The sequence below is a fragment of the Oceanobacillus phoenicis genome, assembly GCF_047238145.1.
In the GTDB taxonomy this organism is placed as follows: domain Bacteria; phylum Bacillota; class Bacilli; order Bacillales; family Amphibacillaceae; genus Oceanobacillus.
In genome coordinates this window covers 918,736-945,731 of sequence record NZ_JBDFME010000001.1, presented here as the reverse complement: position 1 = coordinate 945,731, position 26,996 = coordinate 918,736, and the positions used below count along the sequence as shown (strand labels likewise).

Sequence of the window (26,996 nt, the reverse complement as noted above, 5' to 3'; positions counted from 1 at the left end):
AATTGAAAAATTACACTTGTTAAATTATTTACTTTCCATCAGAGGCATATGTTTATAAAGAATGGAGGTGAAAAAAGTGGAAGATAACAAGTATGTAAGAGCGAAAAAGAAAGTGGAAGAGCTTAAAGCATTTTATATTCATTTAATTGTTTTTATCCTTATTAATTCCATGTTTATCGTCATCAATGTATTGAACTATGAACAAGCTGGCCATTGGTGGTTTGTATATCCACTTATTGGTTGGGGGATTGGTTTAGTTGCCCATGGTATTACCATATCCTCGTTTGGAATATTTGGCCCAAACTGGGAAGAGAGAAAAATTAAAGAATATATGGATAAGGACACTAGTGATGATTAGGTTTTTGAGCCTTTTTTTACCTAGAAAGTATCCCATACAGTAAAAAAACCCATTCTGCACATATGTCAAAATGGGTTCCTTATTCACTATTATTGCGCTGTATATCCACCATCAATAACTAGACTATTTCCAGTCATGAAGGAAGAATCATCACTAGCCATGAACAGTACTGCTTTTGCCATTTCTTCTGGTTTACCTAAACGATTCATCGGAGTAGCAGTTGTTAGAGCTTCTCTATCCGAATCACCGAGGATTGCTGTATCAATAAATCCTGGGCAAAGTGCGTTTACACGGATATTACGTGTTGCATATTCCAAACCAAGTGAACGTGTTAAGTTAACCACACCTGCTTTTGCTGCGTTATATGCCGCACTTCCTGGTGATCCAACCCAACCATACATAGAAGCTGTATTTACAATAACTCCACTTCCTGCTTTCAAGAATTCTTTAATTGCGCCTTGTGCAACTAAGAATACGCCATCTAAGTCCACTTCTACCGTTTTTCTCCATTCTGCATAGCTTAGTTCTTCGGTTGGTTTTACTGCACCAATTCCAGCGTTATTGAATAGAATATCTACTTTTCCATAAGTATCTAATGCTGTCGTAAAGATGCTTTTCACTTCTTCTTCACTTGTCACATCTGCTTTGATAAAAATAGCTTCTGATCCCTGTGATTTTAATTCTGCTTCTATGCTAGCGCCTTTTTCTTCATTCATATCTACAAGTACTAATTTCGCACCTTCTGAAGCGAATAATTTTGCTGTTGCAGCACCAATTCCAGATACCCCACCAGTAATAACGGCCACTTTATCTTGTAATTTCATCATAAATTCCTCCGATTTTTTATTTTTAGGTTCTCCGTATTTTTTTTATTTCATTCATCATAATGCACCAACGACTCAATATTCCTGCGTTTTCAGTGAGTAAATATTCACCTCGAACTCCTTAATGAACCGCTTCTATGTTTGTTATTTGTTCATCACACGTTGAATAAAGCACCATCTACTGTATATGACGATGAGCTTACGTAAGCCGCTTCATCAGAAAGTAAAAATGCAATGACGTTAGCTACTTCTTCAGGTTCTCCGTAACGCTTCATTGGAACCGCATCGTTATAGGCTGTTTGTGCTTGATCCGCAGATCCTGGTGCTACATTTGATTCAATATTACGCATCATTTGTGTATTAATCACACCTGGGTTTACCGTGTTTACACGCACGTTAAATGCTGCTGATTCTAAAGCCGCAACTTTATTCATACCCATAACAGCGTGTTTCGATGAGTTGTATAGTGCCATGCTTGGTGAACCAATTAAACCAGCTACGGATGAAGTGTTGACGATTGATCCAGCTTTTTGTTCTTTCATTACTGGTAATACGTATTTCAGACCGAAAAGTACGCCTTTCACGTTAATGCCATAAACGAAATCGAATTCTTTTTCTGTAATTTCTTCAATTGATTTAGCTGGACCTTCCACGCCAGCATTATTGACAAAACCATCAATGCGACCAAATTTAGCAATGGTTTGATCCACATAATTTTTAACATTTTCTTCATTAGAAACATCCGCTTTTACAACTAGGCTATTCTCTTCTGTTAAACCAAGCTCTGATTGTACGGATTTGATTGCGTCTTCATTTAAATCAACTAAGACAACTTTCGCTTGAGCTTTAGCTACTTTTCGTACGACTTCCTTCCCGATACCACCTGCTGCACCTGTAACAATAATTACTTTATCTTGAAAATTACTCATGTTTTCTTCCCCCTATTATAATAAATGTGACAATCCATTGAATTTGAAAGTGTTTACAAATTTATTATAATACGATGAAAAGTGGGTTCAACCACCAATAAAACACTTATTGTGTATTTAATAGACATATTAGGTATAATTGTCTAGTAAACTTAAATTTTTTGGTATATAAGGAGATGGAGTGAATGCAAACCAATAAATCTACCCCAAGAAAAGATCGGACAAAAATGCACTTTCAACAGGCTCTGATTACCTTAACGAAGGAAAAGGGTTTTCACTCTGTTTCTGTAAAAGATATTGTGCAGTATGCGAAGTATAATCGAAGTACGTTCTATATCCATTATAGAGATAAATTTGAATTAGCCGAGGATCTGCTGTGCACCAATTTCACGTTATTAGAGGAATCTTTTGAGAAACCATACAAATTAAAGCGAGAATTTAATACTGATCTATTAAAACAAGGTTCGTTTCATATCATCTCATCGATTTATAATAATCGGGAGTTCTATGATTTAATCAATTATGTAGATACCATTCCAAAACTGCATACCCGGTTCCCGCAGATCATACTTAAAATGTATCAGGAGAAGTTTGAATTTAAAACGATTAATGATCTGCCAGTTAATATGGATTACTTTAAACGTTACACAGCGTATGGCTTTTTTGGTCTATTAGCCCATTGGATTCATACCGGCTTCCAGACACCGCAAGAAGAATTAATTAAAGAAGTCATCATGTTAGCTCAAACCCATATGGCCTCGGTGAAATATATAGGAAAGCATTAGAAGCGTGCAGAAAACGCGGTTATTTTAATGCACACTTCTTGTGGCTAGTTACGATCCTTTAGGAAAGAACGGATTGTTTTTGCGTTTTGCCAGCTTCATTCGCCATTGCTTTTAGTGCCACTTCATTCAGGTAATTTACTGGTTTATTGTAATGTGGCTGGAAAAAGAAATCGGTCAATGCTAATTGCTCAATCGTCATGTTATTGGCTATACCGACACTAATTGTGTTGATTGCCTGCGTGAAGTCAGCATCGGAAATCACTTGCGCACCAACGATGCGATGTGTCTTCACCTCATAGACAAGTTTTAATTGAATCTCGGCGTTTTCTGGCATAAACGCTGGTCGATAATCATCTTTATAGACAACACTAGACACCGTTAATCCTCCAAGGTTCGCAGCATTTTCTGTTAATCCAGTTGACGCAATGTTATGATGATAGAGTTTCAATCCGGACGTGCCTTGCGTTCCAGGATGGGCCATCACCGGTCGCACCAGGTTATGCGCAACTACCGTCCCCATTCTTACTGCATTGGTTGATAATGGGATATAGGCAGACTGTTTGGTCGCATTGTTATAAATAGCACAGCAATCGCCCGCCGCATAGACATCCTTTGCACTGGTTTGCATATATGCATCCACCACGATTGCACCATTACCTAACATGTCTAATTGATCGTTAAACAGGGCTATATTTGGTCTAAATCCAATACACATCACCACTAAGTCTACGTCATATTCACCCTTGTCTGTAATCAATTTTTCAACCGTTCCTTCTCCTTCAAATTTGGATACCGTCTGGCCGAGTGCCAATTGTACACCGCGCTGTTCAAAGCTCGCTTCCACAGGTTCGGTAAAGATATCATCCAAATAACGATTCAAAATTCGATCTTCACTATCGATTAATGTTACATTTTTACCGTTTTCTTCAAAAGCTTCGACCAGTTCCACACCAATGTAACCCGCGCCGACGACAACAACATTTCGTGCAGATGCAGAACGTTTAATAATCTCTTTTGCATGGTCATAATTCTTACATAACAACACATTGTCTAAATCTGCGCCAGGGATTGGTGGCGTTATTGGCCATGAACCCGATGCGATAATCAATTTATCGTAGGAATAGTTTTTAAGTGTATCTGTTTTGAGATCTTTTGCTTGGAGTTGCTTATTAGTGACGTCACAAGCAATCACATCATGATTCATATGCATGCGTACGCCTAGACTTTCAAATTGTGGGACAGAAGCATAAAAGAGATCCTCTGGATTGTCTACCACACCGCCTACAGAAAGCGCGATTCCACAAGATAGAAAGGAAACATTATCATTTCTTTCGAATACATCAACCTCTGCTTCAGGGTAAAGGTCTACTATATTTTTAATCGCTGTTGTTCCAGCGTGAGTACATCCAATTACTGCTACTTTCATTACGAAACACCCTCCAATTTATGTTATGTTCAGTATTTCACAAAATAAGGTGAATTCCTTTTTTAAGGATTCATATTCTTAGTATAACAACTTGTTCACTATTTCACAATAATAAATGTGAATTATTGAGCAAATTTTTGTACTCCTCATAATAATTCCTTTAGATACGTAGTTTAAAAATATAAAACCAGCTCTTTACATTTATTTATAAAAAGCTGGTCTTATAAATTTCAAAAAGGGATTAATAACATCATCCGAACACTAATATTTCTGGCACAAATGTGATTACGAGTAAGACTGCAACTAGTATTAAAAACATAGGAATCACAGCTTTCGAGATTTTTGATATAGATAGACCTGAAATACCTGTGGCCACAAACAAAATCCCTCCGAGAGGCGGCGTAATAAAACCAATTGCTAAGTTAACGACAAGTATAATACCGAAATGTATTGGATCTACTCCAATTTCTACAGCGATCGGGAAAAGAATTGGCGTTAGAATAATAATAGCTGCCAATGTGTCCATAAACATTCCGATAAATAATAAAAATAGATTAATAATTAACAATAAAATAATAGGATTTTCCGAAATACCCGTAATTCCATTGGCAATCATTTCTGGAATTCTTTCTAGTGCAAGAATACGACCAAATGTAGTGGCTGTACCAGTAATAATTAGAATGACACCTGTGGTAAGTGCGGATTTAATAAATACGCTATAAATCTTGGAAAGTGGCAATTCTCGATATATACATGTGGCAACTATTAACCCGTATACTACGGCTACTACAGCTGCCTCCGTCGGCGTAAAAATACCACCATAAATACCGCCCAATATAATGACAGGAATAAGTAAGCTCCAGAATGCTTCTCTCACTCTACTAAAAAGTAGCTTCCCAGTAAACTTTGTTTGGTCACGTTCATAACCTTTTACCTTCGCATAGAAATATGCATAAACAGCTAAAGCTAACCCCATTACAATTCCAGGCACTATACCGGCTAAAAACAAATCTCCAATAGACGCTCCAGATGATACACCATAGATCACCATTGGAATACTTGGCGGAATAATAACACCAAGTGTACCCGCACATGCAACGAGAGCAGTAACAAATTTTTTATCATATCCTTCAGCTACTAACATCGGGATAGCCATCCCGCCAATAGCAGCAACCGTTGCGGGACCCGAGCCAGAAATGGCAGCAAAGAACATACTTGTTAGTACAACTGCAATTCCTAGCCCACCTGTAATATTTCCTACAAATATCCGAGCAAAATTAAACAACCTTCTTGATATACCACCTTGGGCCATAATTTCTCCCGCTAAAATAAAGAAAGGAACTGCCATAAGCGGGAAAGAATCCGTGGAGGTGATTAAGTTTTGTGCTAAGAATAGTGGAGAGATTGTCCCACTTGTAAAAATTGCTACCAAACATGCCAGTCCAATTGAAATACCGATCGGCACGCGCATTAACATAAATATAATAAAGGCGGCAAAGAGCACTAATGCAACCATTGTTTTTCTCCTCCTTAATTAAAATAGTCCGTTTTGTCCCTCTGTACCTTGCCAACCGCGTACGTGATGGATAACATTTTGAACCGCACGAATAACAGTTAAAAACATACCTACAGGCGCGGCAGCATACACAATGACCATATTTAAACCAAGTGCAGGACTAAGCTGACCAAACTGCGAAATCATCGATACTACAATAGAACCGTAGTACAATAGTAATATCGCAAAACATGCGACCAGAATTTCAGCTACAATATCCATGTATCTCTTTATACGATTTGGTACAACTTCATAAATAACATCCAGAGTAATATGCCGTTGCTTTTTAATCCCATATGGCACCGCAATATAAATCAGCCAGATGAAAGTATAACGAGCAAGCTCTTCAGACCAAGATAAAGAACTATCTAGAACAAAGCGCATAAACACTTGCAATCCTATAGAAAATACTGCTGTAACAAATAGTATAAAAAGGATCCATTCTTCCAAATGCTCGTCTATTAATTTAGTAAAACGTTTCACTATTTATCATCGCCTTTCTCATTGGCTTCATTTTCAGAATAGGAATTGACCGCTTCAAGAAAGGATTCATAGACATCTTCTCCAATTACATCACGGTATTGCTCATAAATTGGTCTCATTTGCTCTTGGAATCGATTCAATTCTTCTTGATCAAGCTCAGTAACTTCCATTCCGTTTTCCTTAAGGCTTTCAAGTGCATCGACATCCTCTTGTGTTGCAAGTTCACGATTGTAAGTTTTTGCTTCTTGTATCACTTCGTTTAAGACATTTTGTAGGTCACTTGGCAACTCATCATAAAATGGTTTGTTCATAATGACAACATATGGACTGTAAATGTGGTTTGTTAACGTTAAATAATCCTGTACTTCATAAAACCGACTAATATTCATCAAGCCCATCGGATTTTCTTGTCCGTTTATAGTACCTTGTTGTAGCGCGGTATATAATTCTTCAAAGGACATTGGCGTAGGATTTGCGCCAACACTTCTCCATGCATCAATATGCATACTATTTTCCATGGTACGTATAGACAGATCTTCCACATCTTCTAATGCCTCAATTGGTCTTGTACTATTTGTCAGATTACGGAAACCGTTTTCAAAAAAGGTTAATCCTTTCAAATTATTATCATCTAATGTAGCCAATACTTGTTGACCATTCTCTCCATCTAAAATATCATAGGTCTGTTCTCGAGTTGAGAATAAAAATGGCAAGTCAAATATATTAAAGGTTTTATTAAAACCGGTTACGGCTCCAGTGGAAGGTGCAGTCAATTCGATTGCTCCAAACTGTACAGCCTCAGTTAAAGCACGATCCCCACCAAGCTCCCCATTAATAAACAATTCAACCTCAAACCTGCCGTCCGACTCCTCCTCTAGGCGCTCTTCAAAGAACGCCCAAGTTCTGGAAAGAGAATGCTCTGGACTACTTGTTCCACCGCCAACACGAATAACATATGACTCTTCACCCTGTGATTGCTGGGTAGAACATGCTGCTACCAAAGAAAGGATAACAAGTGAAAATAACATAATTACTTTTCTCATAGAAAGATCACCCTCTTATAGAATTTCTTTATTGATTAAGTAACGCGGTACATCACCATCAAGCACCAATTTTATATTTTCTGCTGCTTTTTGCTTCATTTCTGCCGATGATTCATCAGAATAAAAAGCTGCATGTGGCGTAACAATAACTTGTTCCATATCCAAAAGGGGACTGTCTGCACTAAGTGGCTCTACTTCAAATACATCTAACGCTGCCCCCGCAATGGTCTTATTCTGAAGCGCTTCAATTAATGCTGTTTGATCAATCACTGGACCTCTACCAGTATTCACAATAAAAGCGTCTTTTCTTACTAATGAAAGCATCTCAGCATTAATGAGATGACGAGTAGACTTGGTCAGTGGTGCATGCACACTTATAACATCAGAGCGCTTCATTAATGCCTCTAGCGGTAACAATTCCACACCATACTCCTTAGCAATTTCCTCCGTGCAATATGGATCAAACGCAATCACGTTATACCCAATTGCTTTTAATTTCCGAGCTAAATTTCGAGCAATATTTCCAAAGCTAATAAGTCCGACTGTTTGTGTTTTAATACGACGAATTGGGGTTTGGTCAAATACAGTTGAGCGAACATTCTTCTTCAACCCTTCATGCAAAGGTATGATTTTTCGACCCATTGTTAAGATGAGAGATAAAGCATGGTCCGCTACTTCATCATGGCAGTAGTCTTGTACATTTGCCACATAGATACCTCTCTCCGTTGCGGCTTTTACATCAATTGTGTCCACACCAATCCCATAACGACAAATCACTTTTACATTCGGTAATAGTTTTATACGCTCTTCTGTTAATTGGAAAGCAGCATTTAATAATGCATCAGCATCGTGCGCAACTTCGACAAGATCCGCGGTCGATTTACAGTCTGCTACTACAAACTCAACTCCCATTTCTTCAAAAATCTTACGCTCTATTTCATAATCCTTAAACGTGATATCGGTTACAACCACTTTCATAGTTACCTCTCCTTACGTTTTGTTTATCATAGTTACGGTTTCCCCTACATGGAGAACAGGGTTAATGATACGCTCTCGAATTGGATATGATTCTTCAATTAATAAACGGTTTTTTAACATCATGGAGGCTTCAAGACCAATTTGGCGTGCCTGCTGTGTCATTAACGTTATAGTTGGTGTAAATAATTTCCATTGCGCCTGATCTCCAAATGCAATAATGGATAAATCCTCTGGCAGCTTCATGTTTCGTTCCTTTACAGCCTGTAGTAATCCAAGTGTCATGGTGTTATTACAACTGTATATGGCGGTTGGAGGGGTGGGTAGTGACAAGAGATCCATTGTTTTTAAATAAGCCTCTTCTTCTCGGAAGTTTGCCTGTAGCACAAGCCGTTCATCATAATTCCCTTCCTCCTTTAACGCTTCCACCGCACCATGGTAACGCTCAGCTCCAATAGTGTTAGACGTATGCCCATACAGTACTCCTATTCTCGAATGGCCATTACGTTGTAAATACTTAATAGACTCATAAGATCCAGTGAAATTATCATCAGCAACATAGTCGGTCTCCACATTATTTACACGACGATCGACTGCGATTACGTGGATCCCACTTGCCATCATGCGCTCTACTATGTCCTTGTTAGCACCCGTTGGAATTAATACCATCGCATCAACTTGTTGTTGTAATACAATTTGAAATAATTCAGCCTCTGTCTCTGGATTATCATTATGACTCATTAAAATCATATGATAATCAATTGCACGAATGGTTTCCTCCACTCTTTTAGCAATAGACATCAGATACATATTAGAAATATCAGAGACAAGGACCGCAACCTTCTTTGTCTTTAACGCTTTTAAACTCTGAGCATTAGCATTTACCTGGTATTTTAGGATAGATATAGAATGCTGCACTTTCTCACGTGTTGCTTGACTGACATATCCTTTCTTATTAATTACTTTAGAAACCGTCGCAATGGAAACACCAGCATATTTTGCAACATCCTTTATAGTAGTTCGTTTCATGTACCCAACCCTTTCGTAAAACGTTTATCTATAACGCCTTAAAGCGATTTATTATCGCTCTCTAGTTTACCAGAGTTGGATAGTTATGCCTACTATGCAAGTAATTCTTTGCCTTCTTCTGTAAGTACGTCTAATTGCTTATATAAATTGGTAATCTCAGCATCCGTTATTTTAAGCTGTGGACCTCTTACATCTCCAACATCCAATCCACGATAATTTAACGCTTCCTTGAAAACAGACAGGTTGGCACCGCCACGTAGTACTTCGCAATATTTCGCAGCAAAACGCTGAAGACGTTGCGCTTTCTCCAAATCTTTTTCCAAATAAGCGTTATAGATAGCAACAAATGGCTCTGGATAGACACTAGATACACCTGAAACGACGCCATCACAACCAAGGGCAAGTGCTGGCAGGAATAGCTTATCCGCACCTGGGACAACAGAAAAATCAGCATCATTTATTGCAGTATACTCTGCAACACGGTGGAAATCTGGAAAGCTATACTTCACACCAATGATATTGACAAAATCAGATGCAAGTTCTTCCACGACAGATACTGGTAAATCATTCGCTGAGCATTGCGGTATATTATATACATACATTGGAAAATCAGCAGGAATGCTTTCAGATACCGCTTTAAAGTAGTGGTATAACTCACGTTCATTTGTGCTAAAAAACGCTGGGGTAACCACACCAATTCCATCTGCTTTAATGGAAACAGCATGCTTTGCTAGTTCAATTGTTTCTTCAGAATTCATAGCACCGACATGTACAAATACCGTCACGCGACCGTTTGCTTCTTTTACTACTGTTTCTGCAACCGCTTTACGTTCATCTATAGATAATTTAAACATTTCCCCAGTCGTACCAAGCGGGTATAGGCAGTTAACACCCTTCTCAATCAAGAAGTTAGTTAATTGTTGGAGCTGGTTATGATCTACCTCTCCAGATGCTTTAAAAGGGGTAACCATAGCTGTTGTTACTCCATATAATCGTTTCATGTAAACCCTCCTCTTTTTAGTAAAACGTTTTATTATTTTGGTATCTAAATAAATCCTTAATATATACATATAAAGAGTTTGTTTTAACTATAATTTAAGTTATATTTTGAAAGTAATAGTAAAACGTTTTATTGTACAATAAGTATAAAGGTAGCGGTTTCATATTGCAACCCTATTTTTTTATAAAAGAATGTAAAATACAATTACACAGATGTTAGATATATATATTGAAATAACTCCTTACAAAGGCAGGAAAAAAAACGTGAAAACGAGAAAAAAGTATACAAACCATTCCGCGGCGTCAAACTTAGAAGAAATAAAAGAGTTTCTTTCTAAAGTCCCGTAAAGTTTGAGATTTAAACACAAAAACCGATTTTCTAATTAGATAGAAAATCGGTTTTGATTATTAATTCTAAACACCAATAGGTAAAACTACTACCATTTCTCCATTATGGCGTCTACTACCTTTGCGTATTTTTAGATTTATTTTCTATATTCACTTTATGCCTTCTATCAATTCTATCTTCAATTTTTTGAAGTGTTTCTTTATCAGTAGTGACTTCGACTAAATTAATCTTTATGAGTTCCTCGATGCTTAGATGTTTTCTTCTCGAATGGTTAAGGATTATAAACACCTCCAATACAATATAACCACCAGACTTAATATCTTTTAATTAAATAAAACCAATATCCGACACCTAATAACAGGTTTAAGGATATTACTATGCTTATACTCATTTTAAATACTTGATAAGATATTTCAGACCAAGTATTAAAAAGGAATATTATTACTATTCCTAACAATAAAACTGTATACATACTTTTGAATACTTTTTGTGAAAGAAAAATTGTTCTTTCATCATTCCCTTGGTTTTTCATACTTAAGATAAACAATAGAAATCCAATCAATGAAATAGCTACCAGACCATTAAACAATGCTTGAAGTATTTCCATGTACTCAATCCTCCCCAAGTTGAAATTCAAATACTTCTGTAATACTAACATCAAAGACATGTGCAATTTGAAAGGCTAATAATAATGATGGCGTATATCGTTCTTTTTCAATTGCAATGATTGTTTGCCTACTTGCCCCTACTTCTTTAGCTAACGCTTGTTGAGTCATTCTCTTTTCAGCTCTCAATACATGTATTTTATTACGGATGTGTGGTGAATTATTCGACATTAACATCCTCCCCTAATGTAAAATAAATTGAACAAATAGTATATTAAATTATACTTATTGTAAAACAAAACACACTTTATGTAAAGTATTTTTGACATAAAGTGTGTTTTGTTTTTAAGTTGCTGCCATATGATAATCTTTTTTACTTCGAGAATGAAAACTATTGTAGAAATCAGATAATAATAACATTTCCTCATGGTTACCTTGATTTATTATTTTCCCGTCTTTGACTTCAATAATATTATTCGCATCCACTATCGAAGAAAAATTATGTGTGATAATTACTCTTGTACAATTTAAGCCTTTTAAATAATCGTCTATCTTCTTTTCATTATGATGATCTAAGGAACTGGTTGCCTCATCTAATAACATTATTGAAGGTTTATTTACTAATGCTCTCGCTAAAGCTACTCTTTGTCTCTGCCCGCCAGATAAATTCATACCCATTTCGGACACCATAGTATTTACACCCATAGGCATATTACTAATATCCTCTTCAATGTTTGCCATTTTAATTGAATTAATCAACCCTTCATCAGTTACATTCTGATTTCCAAATGTTATATTTTCTTTAATCGTTTGATTAAATAAAGAAACATTTTGAGGAACTACACCAATTTGTTTACGTAATTCATTTAGCTTTAATTGATTTAAGTGTATATTATCAAAATATACATCGCCTTCACTAGGTTGGTATAACCCTAGAATTATAGATGCAAGTGTGCTTTTACCAGCACCAGACTTACCTATTATAGCGATTTTATCACCTGGATTTATTTTTAGATTAATATTTCTTAATATATCTTCGCCATGTTGTTCATACTTAAAAGAAACATTTTGTAATTCTACTCCTCCATTTAACTGTATTTGACGGTCACCCTCTTGTTCTTTTTTGGATTTCAAAACATCATTTACCCTAATTAAGTAACCTGTTGTTACATTAATTGAATTGTATGTTTGAATTAAAGAGTTGCTGCTTGAGAAAAAAGTTCCACATAATGAATGAAATGCTACCAATTCTCCAATTGTTAATGCACCGCTAAAAACTTGATACGATCCTAGCCAAAGAATGATAAGAGGAAACACCGTCTGCATCATGCTCGTAACAGAAGTTATATAGTTTAAGAAGATTTCCTTTAGTCGATAAGCTCGTATTTGTTTATTAAGAAATTCATCCCAGTTAGAATATACTTCCTTCTCTATACCAGATACTTTCACACTTGAAATTCCATAAAGTATTTCCGTTTGATATCCTTGTAATTGTGCATTCATAGATATTTCTTCTGCATTTTTTTCTTTTAACTTTAAACTGTGCATTATAGTGAAAATAACGCTGATCATAGCTAAACCAAATACCGCTACAGCCAAAATGGGCGATTTAATAGTCATATATATTAAAATAAATATAATAGAACCTATATTTAGTGTACCTAATACTAGTTGAGAGGACATCATATCTCTAATTATTCTTAAACTAGAAGCTCTATATAAAATATCCCCAAAAGATCTTGTCTGAAAATATTTAAATGGTAATTTTAAAATATGTGAAAAAAACTTGCTCATAAGACTCTTATCAAGGAATGTATTAAGTTTTATAACTAAATGCCCACGAAGATATTGGAAACCACCTTGAATAACTAATAAAGATATAATCCCAGTCATAAACCAAAAGAGAAGATTTTGGTCACCCTGAATTAAAATATTATCAATTAAATATTGTATTAGTATGGGCACAATTAACATGCTTAGTTGTAATACTAATGCGGCCAACAATATCCACATTACTAAATATGGTTTCTCTTTTAGTTGTTTAAGATAATCCATCCAGACAGCTGTCTTTTTTCTTTCCTTAAATGAAGAATTAGGTTTTAATTCCATAATTATATTTTTGTATTTAGATTTAAACTCACTATATTCTAATTTTTTTCTTCCAAACCCTGGATCAATAATATGATACATACCTTTTTTAACTTTCTCTAAGACAACAAAGTGATTATTGTCAAAAAAGACTATGGCAGGTAGCTGAATATGATTTAATTCAGATTGATTACATGTATTGGTTTTAAGTACTTTTGTATCGAAGCCCAAATCTCTACCTAAGTTCCGTAAATTCAGAAGGTCTAAGCCATCACGACCCGCCTCATTAAATTCGCGCAGTTCATTTAAAGTGTAATTACCATTATAATATCCAGATACCATTGCTAAGCAACATAATCCACATTCCGTTTGTTGCATTTGTTCAATAAATGGTGTTCTTTTTTTAAACACATTCCCACCTCTTTCTTTCTATATATCTAGAGTAAGAATAGAGGGTACTCTATTATCATATAGTTTCAACATCCCATATCCAAATCCTGCTTCTCCTAGAAATAGACCAAGCAATTCTGCTTCATCATAAGAAGCATTGATAAATGAGGATTCCATACCTTTTCTTAACTCTCCTATTTTATGAGCAACTATATGGTTTTCTCTTAAAGAATGAAACTCTTTTAATATCAATAAGTTACCAAATAAACCATGACATATACTATGATTATTATATTCCGGCACATGCAGTGTCCCATGTAAAGCCTCTTCTATCTTTAAGTCTTGATTACTTAGGTAAGGTAATTCAATCTGCAGCTTAGTCCTTCCTATAAGAATTCCAGGAGGTCCATAACACCAAAATGTAGGAGATAATTCTTTGTTGTTGTTTCTAATATCTTTCCAATTATTTGCTGAAGGTACAAAATATTCATCTTCTTTTCTGATTAATTGTAATATTATATCAATAACCTCACTCTTTTCATCACTATATTTAACATATGTTGAAAGAGCGTAAGCAATCCCGGAGTACCCGTGCGCAAATCCAGTGTATATTTCATCTGATTCCAATTTATTTTTAAGTAGGAGTATGCAATTTGTTTTCAACCTTTGATATATATGTTCTAAACATATTTTCACCCCATTAGTAGGGTAATTATCATATAAATTAATAACTACTTTTAATAAACCTGCTAATCCACTAATAAAATCACTTTTAAGTGGTTGTTTTTCTTGTATGAATTGCTTACAAATTTCTATTGTTACAGCTTCTGCTCTCTTTAGAAGTTCTTTATCTCCCCATAACTTTCCGAGATAAGTATATAAATAAACAAATATTCCTACTCCATTGTAAGCTGAAATTGAAGTAGTATTTGCCATATATGTTTGTTCACTATCCTGAATAAGAGATAATATCTTTTGGGAGATATCTGTATATTTCTTATTATTTAAGACTCTGCCAGCTTCAGCGTAAAAGATACTTAGACCTGTTAATCCGTCATACAATTCTAATTGCAAGGTAGAAAAGGTAATAGACGATTCATTAAGCTTATTCGTTATCCAAAACGGGCGCTCATTATGCAGGATTGCTCTATTGAGGATGGAATCCGCAATATTCTTTATCTCGCTTTTTAAATCACTTACATTTTGTTTTGAGATATATCCTAGATTTATGGCTTGTTTTGTCTTAATGGAATTTAGAGTGTTCAAGGATAACTTAATGTATCTCAACTGTCTCTTCAAATCTATTAAAGAAATTCTCATAATTACATTCTTTGACCGTTCAAGCGCAGATATTTTAAAAGCTCCATTAATTAATTTATAGTTAGAATCTATTAACTTTGTGTCATCTGCTTTGAAGTAAAAAAAAGGTACATCATTTTGAAGTAAATCGTTTATTTCAGAAGGGATATAGACATTTGCTCCTTCCATTGTTTCTCCAGCAGTACTTAAAAATTCAAACAAACGTTCACGCTGCTTAGTATCACTTAAATACTTGGGATGAGAAGAGGCATCTAAAAACCTAGAGTAAACACCAGTAGGTCGAATAATATGTCTTATAACAACATCTTTAAAGTAATTAAGTACGCCTCCTTGTCTTAATAATTCTTGCTTCTTAGAAAGAAAAACTTTATACGTATCTTCGAAACCATCCAAAATGAAGTTACTATAATTTTCACTATAACAAAATTTACCATTGAGTTTGGGATTATTCTGTTTCTCTGTAGTAACTGCATTTCGTTTTACTAACTTCATATTTTCTTGGGCTCTATTTTTAATATCATAAGAAATCATTTTATTAGAAGGTTGTCCACCTCTTGCACCTAAAGCACTTAAGTCAAAATCGTAAATTTGATCCCAGTCACTGAATGAAGGTAACATCGAGCTTAATAAAACACTATCTTGAACCTCAAGAGAAATAGGATCAAGGTCTAGATTCTCCTTGAATACCTCAATATTGCTAAATAGTGTTTCTGTATCAATAAGTATAGGATACTCTCCAGAAGCCATTATGTTCTCAGAATGGAAATCTACACCTTTAAATATATACAAAACAGCTAATAAAACACCTTGTCTATAATAAAAATTTTGAACTTGAGGTTTTTCTGTACACTCTTCATATGTAACAAATTCTTGCCATCCATACTCATTTTTACTCACTGTAGTAGCTGTTTTAAGCTCGCATTTAATTTCTTGAGAATTTAGCCAATTGATGAACTTGTCAAACTGATAATCTATCTCAAGAGACTTTGGTTTGTATACTAATTTAGAGGTTTCAAATGTAAAAGTTTTTACACTTTGTCCCTTATTATGTGAATCTCCTTGTCCGCCTTCTATATATAGTAATTGAGCTCGGTTTAAGTTAAATTTTTCATTTATTTCATCATAATCTTCCATGTACCTACTTATGACCTGTAACGTATCTTTGACAACGGTTATAACTTTCTCTGTCAACACCCTCGCTAATACTGGATATAATTCTAATATCGATAAGAATATATTATAGTCGTCTATATAATGCTTGTTGAAGTAAAAAAACCTTTCTCTTGAATCTTCCCCTTTAATTAAACCTTCTTCCACCGCTACATGTAGTTCAGTAATTAAAGTTTTGTTTCCAAGGATACTTAATCCAATCATTAATTCATTAATAAAATTAGCTTTAAATTTATGAGTATTAATAAAACGTTCTATGTATATTTGTTGTTCTAAATATTTATCTATTTGAATAACTGCATATTTTATAAAAGGTTTATAGAAATTAGTACATATAAAACTGTCTTGATTGGGTATTTTAATATTATATTCACCATGATATTTTAATTTTGTAATATCTTTGAGAACTTCTAACCATTCAGGTTGAGATTGTTTATCCTCAAAACTATAAAATGCTTTTTCAAAGTCATTTATTGTAATAGACATTTTAAAACCTCCTGGAAAGCCCATCAATTTTAAATTGATAGGCTTTTAAGTTAAGGCAATTTGTTTTTACCACTCCGTACAATCACTTGTACATGCTGATGTTGGGCAGAATGCTAAAGAAATTGCAACACAAGATCCACTTGAAGGAGTAAGCGGAGACAGAGAGTTTTGCTCAACTTGTCCACCAGAGATTGCTAATAATTCCTCTTCCGAAATTTCCCCTGCTGGATGATTTTCAAATGATGTATTAATCTCAATTCTTTTTGATGAGTTCTTAATTATGTCCATCGATAAACCTCCCTTCTAAATTATTCAAATACAATATGTCATAATATTCTATAATTGTCAAATTTTTTAATATAATGAAATTATTGACAAAATTGTAAATTATATGTACTATACTAATTGTAATTTTCTAAATAATATAACAGGGAGTGGTTCAAATGAAAGAAAAAGTAAAGGCGTGGAAAGATCCGTTAGCTAGAGATGTGCATACTTCTCATCCTTCAGGGGATATCTTTAGCGAGATTAGTGATGAGGAAATGTACAAGCTTTCAGGGGGCTCCGCAGAAACACAAGATATTACTTTACCAATAGACTTATGTTGGTTAAGTAGATTAGGTGGGAATCAAGGGTGGTTCTGTACCATTACCAAAGAATGTCAAGTTAATTGTAATGTTGGCTAAATTTTTGACCACTGATAAAAGTCACTTTGGCTTTTATCAGTGGATTTAATTAAAGGAGGGGAACAGGATGAATAAATCTGCCTATTATGATGAGCGTATACTAGAAGAAAATAAAGAAAATCATAAATTATATAAAAAGAAATTAAACTATTTAGTAGAATTACACGAGGGGGAACAACAATTTCTTGAAAGAACAAAAAGCTTTCTTACTTCAGATAATTTGTCTACTTTAATTAATTCTTCACTAGCACCTACTGTTCAAACAAAGCAATCCTTCTTTGACAACAATTGGTTGACCATTTATAAAAAGCTAGCTTGTCATACATACGATTACAATACATTTTCATATAGAAATGAATCTGTTCAATTCGATTCTTTATTATGTAAATTTGTCAGTATAGCATTAGAATACTTAGAGAATAAAGATCAACCATTTAACGATATAGTACGTAACACATCCATAAATTATCTAAAGAAAATTCTATTAGAAGTAGCTTACCAGACTTTAGTACTTGAATTAAATGTCTCTAAAGAACAAGGGCAACTTATTGGTAATACATCTGAAGAAAGATATACATACTATAACAACGAACTTTTAACATCTCCATTATACTTAGAACAATTATTTGAGGAATATCCTGTATTATTGCGAATGCTTTGTCAAAGAACTATTGATTGGATAAATTCAGTGACATTGTTTAATACTAGATTAAAAAAAGATCAATTTATATATTCAAATGATTATGATCAGATTCAAGAAATTAACATCGGACTAGGAGACCCTCACAATAACGGTAATTTTAATGCTTCAGTTACATTCAAAGACGGAAAAAAATTAATGTACAAGCCCAGGTCCCATAGCATTGATGAAAAATATCAAAATCTCATAGAATGGATAAACGCTTCCTGCCCGTCATTAAGCTTGAGGACACAAGAAATTATGAATATGAAAAGTTACGGTTGGTCGGAATATATTGAATACCTACCATGTAGTAACGCAGAAGATGTTAATAATTATTATTATAATCTAGGTGGCGTGCTTTGCTTATTGTATAGTCTAGGAGCAGTCGATTTTCATAGTGAGAATATAATTGCACATGGTATTTATCCAATGTTAGTTGATTTAGAAACGCTTATGCATAATAAAAACTTGTCAGTTGAAGAAAGTAAAACTGCACATAGTAAAGCAATGTATTTCATTAGTCGTTCGGTACAGTCTACAGGGTTGCTACCTTTTGACATATATTTTGGAAATGACAAGCAAGAAGTTATGGACCTTTCAGGTATGAGAGGTGAAAACTCGAATGCAAAAGTTAATGTGCGTGTAATAAAAAACCCATTAAGAGATGATGCGTTAATTAAAAGAGAATTAATGGAGCTACCAAAGGATAATAATGCGCCTAACTTAAATGAATTTGAAACTACTCAACTTGATTATCTAGATACAATTTTACAAGGATTTAATATGACTTATAAAATCATTCAACAAAATAAAAATTCGTTCATTAATTTGTTAAATGAATTTAAACACGTTGAAACTCGTTCTATATTAAAACCGACAACGTATTATGCATCTGCTCTTCATAAAAGCTTTCACCCAGATTTTTTACGAGACTCCGTTGATAGAGAATTGCTTCTAACAAGATTAATCAGTAGTAATGCAACCAATTTAAATAAAGAAGTAATAACATCTGAAATAAAGCAGTTAATTAATACAGATATTCCTTATTTCTTTTCTGTTCCTGCTCTTAAAGATCTAAAGTCAAGCCAAGGGCTGCACATTAAAAATTATTATAATGAATCCGCATATGAAAGAGCTATAAAAACTTTAAATTTATTTTCAGAAGAGGACTTAAAGCAACAAAATAATATAATTAGAATGTCATTACTTGCAAGTCACAATGCAGAGCATCATAAAGAAGAAAGACTAATATCGGAGATGAACATAAATAATATAAATAGAAAAACACCTAATCCTTTAGCTTTAGCTAAAAAAGCGGGAGAACATTTATATGATAAAAGAATTAAAGGGGACGAGAATGATGTCACATGGATAAGTACGCTTATTCAAGGAACTAACCAGGTATCTTGGAGTGTTTCCCCTGTTAATCTTGACTTTTATAACGGATTATCAGGTATAGGTATTTTCACCAGTTATTTAGATAAATACGACAACAGAGATATATTTTCCAAAGTTACCATGGAGATTGTAAATACTATAAAAAAAAGTATTACACATATGGAAAAAATTAAGTTAACAACAGGATTTGAGTGCGGTGCTTTCACAGGATTAGCTGGATACATGTATTTTCTACAGCACGCAGCTAAGAACCAAAATAAGAAAGAATGGATAAATGAAATCTATAGAATGTTACCTTTATTAAGAAGTGGTAGAAAAAATATAAAAAGTGTAGATATACTAGATGGTCACGCTGGAATAGCAATGGTACTTCTCTCTTTGTACGAAAATTTAAAGGACGATTTGTTTTTAAAAGAAGCTGAAGTATCCATTCAATTCATTATGGATTCTAAAATCACCTTAAAAAATGGTATAGGGTGGAAAGATTCGCAAACAAACCGTTTTTATACAGGGTTTGCGCACGGTTCCAGTGGTGTAGCTACAGCCCTAGCAAAATATAATTACTATATTAATAATACATCCATTGAAGACACCATTTACAAAATTTTGGAATTTGAAGATAGCCTGTATGAACCAACATCTAAAAATTGGTTTGCATCATTTGAGAAAGATAATATACCTTTTAATTGGTGTCATGGTGCTCCTGGTATAATTATGGCGAGAAATAGGTTAAGACAGTATGGAATTGATAATGAACATATAACAAACAGTATAAAATTTGGTATTGAATCGACTCTTGAAAATGGATTTGGTCACACAAGATGTCAATGCCATGGAGATGCAGGAAATATAAATATACTTCAAACCTTTAAAGAGAAAAATGTTCAGGATTTCTTAGTAGAACAATTAAAAGTTCAAGAGGCATACTTTCATCAAAATCCTTTTGAGAAAGGTGTATCTCGTGGAGTTGAAGCTGTTGGTTTTATGATTGGGATAGCTGGAATTGGATACTCCATGCTGAAACAGCATGATAATAGATTGCCAAGTATTCTTGAATTAGAGCCTCCTCAATAATATTTTTTCATTAGTATTCACGCAAGGTCCGTGGAAGTATAAACATACTCTCATGGATCTTAATTTTTATTGGAACGCTTTTCAAATATTCCTTTTAAGTTATAGAAATCGCCTTAACTATAAAATATCTCCCAAAATTAAGACGTTTAACAGAGCTTTCTATTAAGGTTGAATTATCCATCACCCCCTCTTTTTATGTTAAAATAAGTGGATGGGAGTTAATTTATTCATGGCTTAGATAATGAATTAAGGGAGAATCCATTTTGAATAAAAAAGATATAGCAGACATCAAGAAGCAATTTAAGATTAATAATGATCTATTAAAGATTAAAGATATTTTTAATGTTTATATAATGAAAGAATCTAGTGAAATTTATCACCATCAAAGCACGCCGTTTGAAATGCTTGAACAGGAACAGCAAGAACTTTTCTTAACGAATTTCAAAAAAGTACTGACTGGCCAGCTAGATCAGAAGTTATTCGAACTAAAATTTCAGCAGGATGTAGAAGACAGCAGCCAGCTAATCCTTCATCAAGGATTGCTAACCAATGATACGGAAGAATGGAAAGCGCAGATGCTCCAGCTCGTAGAAAAAATGCTGAAAGATAAACAATATGAAATGGACATTGTCGTTACATTTATACATGGCGAATATTTAAAGCCTTCCAAGCGAAGCAATGCGGAAACCGAAGAAAGCAGCCGGGATATGGTCTATTCCAATCCATTTATTTTATGCAGTATCAACAAGACGCTCGACCCTAAGAAAGAGTTATTGTTTGACTATGTGGAGAAGGAATTCAAATATCACTTTGTCGTAGACCCTGTCATCAATTTGAAAGCACCCGTCGGCGGATTTCTATTCCCAAGCTTTACGGATAGTGCTGCAAACGTAAATCGTGTCCTATACTCTGCAAGCAAGCCATATGAGCTCGATTATCATTTCATTGAGGAAGTATTGAATGCAGATGAAGCCATGACAGCCGAAGACGACAAGATTGTATTTGAGGAAATTGTGAAAGATGTGGCCGGAGACCAGATAAATACATCGACACTTGCCAATGTATACGATGAAATCCACCGAGTTGTGGAAGAGAATGAAGAGCCCGATGCGCCGAAACTAGACTATCGAGATGTGGAAAAGGTTCTAACAAGTAGCGGTGTCCAGGATGTCGACCCGGAAAAAGTGGAATCAGCTTTTAAAAAGGTGATTGACGATGAAAAATATGAACTGAAAGCAACCAGTATCGTTCCGAAGTATACTTCTAAATCGATAAAAATCAAAACAAAAGTAGCGGATATTTCTGTGTGTCCTCAGGACCTGCGCTATGTTCGTCAAATGCATCTTGACGGCAAACTTTGCCTGATGATCGAAGTGGAAGAAAACACGATGATCGAAGGCTTTGAAATGATTCCGGAAATCATATTTAACAAAGTTGAAGAGGAAGAATAGACGACACTATAAAGGATTATTTAATATAAACTTAACCGCCTCAAACCAGTTATAAGGCGGTTAAGCAAGATTTAAGAGTGTAAGGAATAAAATGTCACTAATAGTTTTAGATTTTAGCTCTTTCTCAAATGCGTTTTACAAATCCAGTGGTTGCTGCCATACCTTCCGCACACCTTTTTCTAGTAACTGATTACCTATTTTCTCCGCATCGCTCTTAGATTTAGCTAGGGCAATGATACTTCCTCCCAAGCCACCACCAGTCAATTTAGCTCCCAACGCCCCAGAGCTTAACGCCGTGTCAATTATATCATCGATAAAAGGAAGGCTTATGGTTAATTCTTTTAAGAGGGAATGCGCTCTATTAAAATAATGGCCAAGATTTATAGGATCTTTATTTATTAAAGAATCTTTTGCATATCTAGTAAAATTACCTAATTGTTTAATCTTTTCTTCCGTTGAGCGCTTATCATGGTCAACCAAGTATTTCACTTTCTTAATTGCAGTATGCGTATTTCCTTTAATTCCACTTTCAGCAACAATTAGAATGCTGTCCATCTTCAATGGAAGGTAAGTGGAAAACTTCCTATTTTCAAAACATACTAATTGATTGCTACTCGTCGCAAATGCATCCATACCGCTTGGATTTCCATGTGCTATTTTTTCTGATTGATTCACATAGTTTAATAACGTTTCTTGATTAAGCGGTATATTCATATAATCATAAAAAGCCCTTGTTATTGCAGTTCCCACGCCCGCACTTGATCCCATACCTCTTTCTAAGGGTATATCACTACGTATAATTATATCTATACAATGAAACAATCCAAATTTATTAATTAATAAATGAATCAAATATGCAGTACTGACGAATTGAGTTGGTAGATCTGCAATAGCTCCTTTGAAATTAGCACATTCTATCCAGTTTGTATCTCTATTATTCTTTTTAATCTCCACCGTACAATTCACAAGTGGAAATGGCATAACTAATGAAGGTTCTCCATACACTGCTGAGTGTTCCCCCATTAAAATAATTTTTCCTGTAGAAGTTCCTACTCCTGATATTCCCATTGTAAACCTCCCAGTCTTCTTGTTGATGAAAAATATAAGTGCTAATTAAAATAAAAAATCTATTAAGTATATGGACGATTTTTTATTAATATCGACCTGTCCTTAATCCCCATTCATACTGTCCACGAACAGCCGCTTCCTGACTGCGTGCCAACCCCATTCCGAAATTTTCTTTTAGAAAGAATAAAATTGCATCTTGACTAAAGAATTCTCTTGCTTCATTTAGCTTATTAAGTGAAGCAACTCCATATAAATCCCATGTGTTATCATATTTTAAATGATAGTGCGGAAAGGTTGTTTTTCTCGTTTTTGAATTTGTTCCAACAGCCCCAATGAGTAAGCTTCCACTTTACTCTGTTCCATCATCAAAGTGTGCAGTAACACTATGTTCCCCTTCAGTAAGAGAAGTTAATTTCTTACCGTAAACCAGATCAATCCCTTGGATTAAAGAAAAATAGGACCCATCATTAGTAAAACAGAAAGTGCGGTGTATAACTTATACGTCATATCGTCTTCATCCTTAGTACGGAGATGAAGAATACGCCATACAAGATACCAAGAGCTAATCGTAAATAGCATTATTCCAATACTACTTTTGACTGAAAGCTCCCCCCAAATATAAAGAGGTACAATAAATAAGAGAGGCTGAAATGTTAAAGCAATAGCAGATAATTTCCGGCTTAAAGTATCCCCAAGTATCATTGGTAATGTACGTCTTGCATTTAATTTATCCCCTTCTATATCCCGAAGATCTTGAAGAATACTACAGGTAAACCAATATATAAAAAAAACAGTAAACCACGTTAATGCCATTGGACCTATATCACCGTTTATAAAAATCCATAAAGGGACAGTAACTACTAAAGTGCTAACATTTGCAAGTAGTGTTTTTATATACCATTTTTGATCTCCACCCCAAAAATGATATACTAATGAATAAATAATCCAAATGGTAAGCCATACCATTCCTCCTATAATATAGATAAGGAAAAGATGGATTAACCATACATAAGGTATTCGTCTTTTTATTTGTTTTGGGGTACATAACCCACTTGGAATTGGACGATGTGGTTTATTTACCTTATCTTCCTCTACACCAACTAATTGATTTATAAGGTCAAAAGAATATGCTGTGAGCAAACCATGGATTATTCCTACTAATATTAGGAGAGGTAAGGCCGACACTGGTTCGCTTGACACACTCCAAGCAGCTATACTGAAACATGCACCAGCCATTACACTTGGGACAAAATTAGATCTAACAACTCTCCAACTAAGATATGTTTCAAACCATATAGCACTCATCATTGTAAACACCTCGTTCGTAATTCTATTTAGAAAAGTTTTATATTTATAATTTAGGTACCGTTCAATAGCGTTTGTGTAATACAATACAAACAAAACAACCAATTCCCTATACGTCGCATCTAATCCTTCTGCGTTATAGTTTATCTTTGTGCATTGTTTATCATTGTTGATTTAATAATTTATAATATCGACAATATCCGGATGAATAGTGTTCTACATCGTCAATTCTAGATCGAAAAGAATAAGTGCTCCTAACGTTAACCCAGTAACTTTTGCCTCTCTTGAAGTAAACGCATCTATTACTGGTGTTATATCAATATCCAATGTAAATATTACTGTAATAGCAAGCTGAATATTTCCCCGCCTTCAAATTTAATAGATCTAGTAACTCGCCTTAACGGTCGCGCTCACTGACATACTTCGTAAAGTCAATTAATATTGAGGTTTCTGCATCAGCTAAACGTAAGCTGTTTAGGGCTTTATCTACATAAAGATCCTTTTGTTTTTTAGCTCCTTCCAACCGAGAAGTTTTGGATAGGTACTTTTCTCATTTTGTTCATCACTTCCGACAGGCTTCCCGATTTTCGAAGCATCCCCAGTAATATCTAAAATGTCGTCCTGTATTTGAAAGATTAATCCTAAATAATATGAAAAATCATCCAAGTTATTTATTTGCTTTTCTGAAGCTCCACCGAGGTAAGCACCTGCAAATGTTGATTCGGGGTTGGGACAGCAATAGAAGGGTATCCAAATACTGCTGCATATTCCCCCATTAATATCACTTTGCCGTAACTTTTTCCAATACCAATTCTTTTCATATTCCTTTATGCCTCATTTCCGAATTCACATTAAAAGTCATCAGTGGACTTAAGTTTTCAGCATAAAGTTAACAGAAACCCCGCGTTTCTTGGTTACTTGATGAGTAGTTTTATAAATGGATTCAATTAATTGCTCAGTATGCCCATGGCTTGTATAAATGTCTAACGCATCCTGTGACTCTTGTAATTCCTTCTTTAAACGCGTGATCTCTTTTTACACATTAGAATGGTAATCACCGTCACTATTAATGTAAAATGTCCCACCGCATTATGAAATTCTATTGCATCCATAAATATATTTTTCCTTACTGTGTACTCTCTAAATAAGTTTGCACTGTTTATTTTGCAATAAAATTTCATATTAAAAATGTGTTCGGTTCTTGCTCTGCTAAGTTTCTTCCATACAATTCAAGGCCTGTTGTTGGTGTAATCAATCCATGTTGTAGAGAAGTTTTTGCATCTTTCAAGATTTTGGATAGTAAGTTTGAATCTGAAATTGCACTCCCTCCAGCAATTGAAAAAAGAAGATCGACTGCTTCACTGTTCAATCTATTAGCGTAACTACAGTCTACACGTGCTTGTACACGACTATCAAATGGCATATATTCTCCAGATGCTGCCCAGTTATCAATTTCATCTGCTACACGATATGCTAATAAACTAGCTGTTTCCATTTTCATAACAGACTCTGCTAATTGTAAATGTGTCACTCCTGCTTCTGCCTGTTTGGTATGGAATGTATATTGGATTCTTCTGTTTGGTAATTTTTCTAAGAAGATTTCCTTTGCTGTTGCACTAAGGCCTATTCCTGGAGCTATTATAGCAAGTGCAGCTACTGGAATTAAGGCTGATTTATATAGGTCTTGATCCTGTAAATGTACTGACGGATAATCCCCAACAATAGCTTTCGATAAAGATACTGTCCATTTTTCCGGTACAAATACATTTTCTACTGTAAGGCTATTACTTCCCGTTCCTCGCATGCTCATTGTATGCCAATCGTCTAAGACATTAACATCCTTACAAGGAATAAGTGCAGCAACAGAACCTAGAACTTCTCCATTATCATCGACTAGGGGGAAACCTAAAAAGAAGTAATCTGAATGATTTGAACCAGATGCAAATCCCCACATGCCTTCTTTAATAAGATAACCCCCTTCAACTTTCTCTACCTTACTTTTTCTCGCTTCAAATACACCACAAACATTAGCAATTGCATCTTCTTTAAAAACTACATCATGAACTTCCTCAGTAAAACTTACAGAAACAATCCATTTTGCAAAGTTTATTGAAGCCACTACCCAGGCAGTAGAACCGCAACCCTTACCAATCTGTGATACAATATCAAGATACTGTCGAAAATTCAGTTGATAACCTCCATACTTTTTAGGTGTTAGCAATTTTAGGAGCCCAGCATCTGTTAATTCGTTCATAGTGGATTGGGGAATACTTCTTAAATTCTCTGTTTCATTAATTCTCGTCCGTAGTTTTGGTATCATAGCCTCAGCTTTTTCTAGTAACCCTTCATAATATGTGGAACCAACTGCCATTAATTTATTTACCATAGCAATCCTCCTTTGATAAAACCCTAATCCCATTCAATAAAAACCATAGTTTCTCTTTACAAATTATTTATAGTTAACAATTCATTTAGCTGAATCCCAATGCTATGTCCTAAAACCACAATTATCTTGATA

25 protein-coding genes are annotated in these 26,996 nt (G+C 34.7%); 5 read left to right on the top strand and 20 right to left on the bottom strand.

Annotation, left to right across the window (positions count from 1 at the left end; translation table 11 throughout):
* Window positions 1–61 precede the first annotated feature (61 nt).
* Window positions 62–358, top strand: coding sequence for a 2TM domain-containing protein (locus tag ABC346_RS05125; RefSeq protein ID WP_026133847.1), 297 nt, complete (start codon window positions 62–64; stop codon window positions 356–358).
* An 89-nt stretch (window positions 359–447) separates the two neighbouring features.
* Here the strand turns inward: ABC346_RS05125 and ABC346_RS05120 are convergent, their stop codons facing one another.
* Together ABC346_RS05120 and ABC346_RS05115 are read right to left on the bottom strand one after the other, a co-directional pair.
* Entirely contained in the window at window positions 448–1,185 is a 738-nt protein-coding gene (locus tag ABC346_RS05120) for an SDR family NAD(P)-dependent oxidoreductase (protein WP_026133848.1), read from the bottom strand.
* Window positions 1,186–1,337: 152 nt separating this feature from the next.
* A complete protein-coding gene (locus ABC346_RS05115) occupies window positions 1,338–2,111 on the bottom strand; it encodes an SDR family NAD(P)-dependent oxidoreductase (protein WP_413233834.1) in 774 nt (257 codons plus the stop codon).
* 185 nt (window positions 2,112–2,296) lie between these two features.
* On the opposite strand from ABC346_RS05115, the gene ABC346_RS05110 reads away from it, so the two are divergent.
* Window positions 2,297–2,896 carry a TetR/AcrR family transcriptional regulator gene (locus ABC346_RS05110; protein WP_413233833.1) on the top strand — a complete coding sequence of 200 codons (600 nt, stop codon included), beginning with the start codon at window positions 2,297–2,299 and terminating at the stop codon, window positions 2,894–2,896.
* A 58-nt stretch (window positions 2,897–2,954) separates the two neighbouring features.
* Here the strand turns inward: ABC346_RS05110 and ABC346_RS05105 are convergent, their stop codons facing one another.
* The 13 genes from ABC346_RS05105 to ABC346_RS05045 all read right to left on the bottom strand — a co-directional run bounded on the left by ABC346_RS05105 (window position 2,955) and on the right by ABC346_RS05045 (window position 17,102).
* Window positions 2,955–4,322: an FAD-dependent oxidoreductase gene (locus tag ABC346_RS05105; protein ID WP_413233832.1), complete on the bottom strand. Its 1,368-nt coding sequence runs from the start codon at window positions 4,320–4,322 to the stop codon at window positions 2,955–2,957.
* Window positions 4,323–4,572: 250 nt separating this feature from the next.
* Entirely contained in the window at window positions 4,573–5,838 is a 1,266-nt protein-coding gene (locus tag ABC346_RS05100; protein ID WP_017798555.1) for a TRAP transporter large permease, read from the bottom strand.
* An 18-nt stretch (window positions 5,839–5,856) separates the two neighbouring features.
* Window positions 5,857–6,360 carry a TRAP transporter small permease gene (locus tag ABC346_RS05095; protein WP_017798556.1) on the bottom strand — a complete coding sequence of 168 codons (504 nt, stop codon included), beginning with the start codon at window positions 6,358–6,360 and terminating at the stop codon, window positions 5,857–5,859.
* Window positions 6,360–7,403, bottom strand: coding sequence for a DctP family TRAP transporter solute-binding subunit (locus tag ABC346_RS05090; RefSeq protein WP_017798557.1), 1,044 nt, complete (start codon window positions 7,401–7,403; stop codon window positions 6,360–6,362). The genes ABC346_RS05095 and ABC346_RS05090 overlap by 1 nt, the downstream gene beginning before the upstream one ends.
* A gap of 15 nt (window positions 7,404–7,418) precedes the next feature.
* Window positions 7,419–8,381 carry a C-terminal binding protein gene (locus ABC346_RS05085; RefSeq protein WP_017798558.1) on the bottom strand — a complete coding sequence of 321 codons (963 nt, stop codon included), beginning with the start codon at window positions 8,379–8,381 and terminating at the stop codon, window positions 7,419–7,421.
* A 12-nt stretch (window positions 8,382–8,393) separates the two neighbouring features.
* Entirely contained in the window at window positions 8,394–9,407 is a 1,014-nt protein-coding gene (locus ABC346_RS05080) for a LacI family DNA-binding transcriptional regulator (protein WP_413233831.1), read from the bottom strand.
* A 92-nt stretch (window positions 9,408–9,499) separates the two neighbouring features.
* Window positions 9,500–10,408, bottom strand: a complete 909-nt coding sequence (locus ABC346_RS05075; protein WP_413233830.1) for a dihydrodipicolinate synthase family protein — start codon at window positions 10,406–10,408, stop codon at window positions 9,500–9,502.
* A gap of 461 nt (window positions 10,409–10,869) precedes the next feature.
* A complete protein-coding gene (locus ABC346_RS05070; RefSeq protein WP_413236511.1) occupies window positions 10,870–11,043 on the bottom strand; it encodes an FbpB family small basic protein in 174 nt (57 codons plus the stop codon).
* A gap of 25 nt (window positions 11,044–11,068) precedes the next feature.
* Window positions 11,069–11,362 carry a hypothetical protein gene (locus ABC346_RS05065; RefSeq protein ID WP_017798562.1) on the bottom strand — a complete coding sequence of 98 codons (294 nt, stop codon included), beginning with the start codon at window positions 11,360–11,362 and terminating at the stop codon, window positions 11,069–11,071.
* A 4-nt stretch (window positions 11,363–11,366) separates the two neighbouring features.
* A complete protein-coding gene (locus tag ABC346_RS05060; protein WP_017798563.1) occupies window positions 11,367–11,591 on the bottom strand; it encodes a helix-turn-helix transcriptional regulator in 225 nt (74 codons plus the stop codon).
* Window positions 11,592–11,705: 114 nt separating this feature from the next.
* Window positions 11,706–13,859: a peptidase domain-containing ABC transporter gene (locus ABC346_RS05055; protein ID WP_413233829.1), complete on the bottom strand. Its 2,154-nt coding sequence runs from the start codon at window positions 13,857–13,859 to the stop codon at window positions 11,706–11,708.
* 18 nt (window positions 13,860–13,877) lie between these two features.
* Window positions 13,878–16,814 (bottom strand): type 2 lanthipeptide synthetase LanM family protein, encoded by a 2,937-nt coding sequence (locus ABC346_RS05050; protein ID WP_413233828.1) that lies wholly within the window; start codon window positions 16,812–16,814, stop codon window positions 13,878–13,880.
* Window positions 16,815–16,880: 66 nt separating this feature from the next.
* Window positions 16,881–17,102 (bottom strand): class II lanthipeptide, LchA2/BrtA2 family, encoded by a 222-nt coding sequence (locus tag ABC346_RS05045; RefSeq protein WP_017798566.1) that lies wholly within the window; start codon window positions 17,100–17,102, stop codon window positions 16,881–16,883.
* A gap of 155 nt (window positions 17,103–17,257) precedes the next feature.
* Between ABC346_RS05045 and ABC346_RS05040 the strand changes: the two genes are divergently transcribed.
* The 3 genes from ABC346_RS05040 (at window position 17,258) to ABC346_RS05030 (ending at window position 22,105) form a co-directional block, all read left to right on the top strand.
* Window positions 17,258–17,500, top strand: coding sequence for a plantaricin C family lantibiotic (locus tag ABC346_RS05040; protein WP_017798567.1), 243 nt, complete (start codon window positions 17,258–17,260; stop codon window positions 17,498–17,500).
* A 67-nt stretch (window positions 17,501–17,567) separates the two neighbouring features.
* Window positions 17,568–20,654 carry a type 2 lanthipeptide synthetase LanM family protein gene (locus ABC346_RS05035; RefSeq protein WP_413233827.1) on the top strand — a complete coding sequence of 1,029 codons (3,087 nt, stop codon included), beginning with the start codon at window positions 17,568–17,570 and terminating at the stop codon, window positions 20,652–20,654.
* A 263-nt stretch (window positions 20,655–20,917) separates the two neighbouring features.
* Window positions 20,918–22,105 carry a DUF4317 domain-containing protein gene (locus tag ABC346_RS05030; RefSeq protein ID WP_413233826.1) on the top strand — a complete coding sequence of 396 codons (1,188 nt, stop codon included), beginning with the start codon at window positions 20,918–20,920 and terminating at the stop codon, window positions 22,103–22,105.
* Between the two features lie 135 nt (window positions 22,106–22,240).
* On the opposite strand, the gene mvk is transcribed toward ABC346_RS05030, so the two are convergent.
* The 5 genes from mvk to ABC346_RS05005 all read right to left on the bottom strand — a co-directional run bounded on the left by mvk (window position 22,241) and on the right by ABC346_RS05005 (window position 26,864).
* A complete protein-coding gene (mvk, locus tag ABC346_RS05025; RefSeq protein ID WP_413233825.1) occupies window positions 22,241–23,173 on the bottom strand; it encodes a mevalonate kinase in 933 nt (310 codons plus the stop codon).
* 444 nt (window positions 23,174–23,617) lie between these two features.
* Window positions 23,618–24,478 (bottom strand): UbiA family prenyltransferase, encoded by an 861-nt coding sequence (locus ABC346_RS05020; protein WP_413233824.1) that lies wholly within the window; start codon window positions 24,476–24,478, stop codon window positions 23,618–23,620.
* Window positions 24,479–24,964: 486 nt separating this feature from the next.
* The gene (locus ABC346_RS05015) at window positions 24,965–25,144 is read right to left on the bottom strand and encodes a polyprenyl synthetase family protein (RefSeq protein ID WP_413233823.1); all 180 of its coding nucleotides are present in this window, start codon (window positions 25,142–25,144) and stop codon (window positions 24,965–24,967) included.
* Between the two features lie 5 nt (window positions 25,145–25,149).
* On the bottom strand, window positions 25,150–25,299 hold the full coding sequence (locus tag ABC346_RS05010) for a hypothetical protein (protein ID WP_413233822.1): 150 nt from the start codon (window positions 25,297–25,299) through the stop codon (window positions 25,150–25,152).
* 356 nt (window positions 25,300–25,655) lie between these two features.
* Window positions 25,656–26,864 carry an acyl-CoA dehydrogenase family protein gene (locus tag ABC346_RS05005; RefSeq protein WP_413233821.1) on the bottom strand — a complete coding sequence of 403 codons (1,209 nt, stop codon included), beginning with the start codon at window positions 26,862–26,864 and terminating at the stop codon, window positions 25,656–25,658.
* Window positions 26,865–26,996: the final 132 nt, after the last annotated feature.